General features: G+C 66.7%; 1 protein-coding gene and 1 pseudogene. Both read right to left on the bottom strand.

Annotated elements, in window-relative coordinates; translation table 11 throughout:
- Positions 1–873, bottom strand: a pseudogene (locus AC3RXZ_RS16900) (Ig-like domain-containing protein); the annotation flags it as partial.
- A gap of 198 nt (positions 874–1,071) precedes the next feature.
- Positions 1,072–2,271, bottom strand: a 1,200-nt coding sequence (locus tag AC3RXZ_RS16895; protein ID WP_491494787.1) for a fibronectin type III domain-containing protein, incomplete at its 5' end; no start/stop codon positions are given.

Here is a 2,271-nt window from a genome sequence, read left to right as displayed (position 1 = left end):
CCGGACGAACACCCCAGAACCCGACCACGCACCATACGAACACCCCAACAACGACACCGGCGCCGCAGGAGAACCCTGCGCGTCCGAGCTCGTCGTCTCGACGTCTCCACCGTTCAGCGGCACGCGCAGCAGGTGCGAGGAGGTCGCGACGGTCACGGCGTCCGCTGCGCCGGACGCCTGCTGCAGCACTGCCGTGTCCGCGTCGTCGATCTCGGTCCGGAAGCCGCCCGGGGTCGCGACCAAGCCCTGAACCGGGTCCAGCACGACAGGCACATCGCCGACCGCGGTGATCGTCGGCTCGCTGTCCTTCTTCAGCCCGTCGACAGTGCCGGACGTCGGCTCCAGCGGGTCGCCTTGCGCGTCGACCGGGATCGTGTAGACCGCCGCATCCTTCGGGGAGACCGCGAACACGGTCCCGTCGGCACCGACCGCGACGTCGGCGTTCGCGCCGAGCTCGAGTGTAGGATCGGTGCCGGCGAGCTCGAAGCCCGAGAGTCCCGAGACGGGCACGACCCACAGATCGCCGGAATCGGCATCCAGGATCGCGGTGGTCTTCTCTCCCAGCGCCACCTTGCCGGAGCCCGGGATCGCGGTGCTGTCGCCGAGCGCGACACGGGCGGGGTCCACCGTCGTCGCGGTCGACTCGTCGCGGTTGACGACGACGACCGTCGCCTCGTCCTGCAGGATGTCGAAGTTCTCACCCGTCGTCCGCAGACCACCGTCGAGCAACGTCGACTCGTTGTTGAAATGCCCCACCAGCAGACTCGACGACTTCGTGATCCACACGCCCCCGTCGTTCAGATCCACCTCGGTCGTCGGGTTGCCCTCATACGCGAAAGCCAACGTGGTGATCGTCACGACACCGGCGGTCACCGCAGCGGCCGAGGCAAGCGTTTTCGGCCGCGCTCGAACCCAGCTCAGCAGCTTCATACCCGGTTCCCCCCTGGAACGGCCGTGGACGTCATGGTGCGCAGGGCTGTCCGCTCAGCCCATGGACCGCACCGGGACATCCTAACCGTGATCGCTGGTAGTCCGAGATGGGGACCTCTGCCCACCGCGGACGACCAGCTCCTAGGGTCTCGGCCAGTAGTTCTTCTCGGTGTCCACTCCACCACCCCAGCCGATGATGTCGACCCACACATCGACACCGTCACGACCCTGGTGGCAGGCGATCTCCTTGCCGCCGTTGCCGTCGAAGTTGATGCTGTACGTGTAGTTGCTCACGCCGCCGGGGTACGCGCTGGAATAGCACTTGACGTTGTAGGTGCCGATGTTGAGGTTCTGCCAGTTGACGTAGAAGTTCATGCACCCGTTCACGCAGCCCTGCGGGTCGCGGGACCCCTGCGTCACCCAGACGCGCGGCGCCGGCGGATTGCTCGTCGTACCCGATCTCTCGGTGACCGCCGAGTAGCCGGCCTTGTTGTGCGTGCGGACCTTGATCGTGTGGGTCTGCTGATATCCGTTGCCGACTGTGGTCGAGCCGTTGTTGTTCGCGTTCTGCCAGCCGTTCCCGTTGACGTTGATCTCTGTCGTGATGGGGGCGCCGTTGGTGCCGTTGTCGCTCCAACTGAACGTGATCGACTGCCCGTTGTTCTTCGCCGTGACGCTGGGCGCAGGGGGAACACCGTAGGGTGTCTGGGCCGCCGAGGCCGCCGACGGGTCGGAGATGTAGTTCTTGCCGTCGACGTTCGCGACAGCCCGCACGCTCACCGAGTAGGACGTGCCGTTGTTCAGCCCGGTGATCGTCTTGCCGTCCCAGTTGCTCTGCCAGCCTCCGCCCTTGTTGAGGTTGAACTGGTAGCTCGTCTCGCCCGTGGACGCGCCGTTGAGCTGCGACTCGGAAAGTTGATAACCCGAGAGGGTGAGCCTCCCGTCTCCGGCGGTCGCGGACGGACGGGGCGGGGTGTCGGGCTTGATGACGCCGCGACGCGGTGCCGAGGCATCGCTCCATGGACCCCAGTCGGCCTTGTTCTGCGCGCGCACCTGGTATGTGTACGACGTGGTCGAGGTGTCCACGACCACGGCCTGCGAGGTCTTCCCGGCCGCGACGCTGATCGTCTGCACCACGCTCGACCCCTGCAGCACCTGCAGCTGATACCCGCTGATCGCGTCACCGTTGTTGTCGGGTGCGACCCAACTGACGTTCATCTGCGCGCGATCACCGACCGGCGCCATTTCTGCGGTGGTGGGGGCGGCGGGTTGCAGAGGAGGCCCGGCCGGGACCTCGGGCAGCGACGGCTGACTCCAGCTCGACGGCTCCGGAGCCAGGTT

The sequence above is a fragment of the Microbacterium cucumeris genome, from assembly GCF_058349845.2.
Note: the sequence above shows the minus strand (reverse complement) of the source record. Positions and strands in the feature narration are given on the sequence as shown.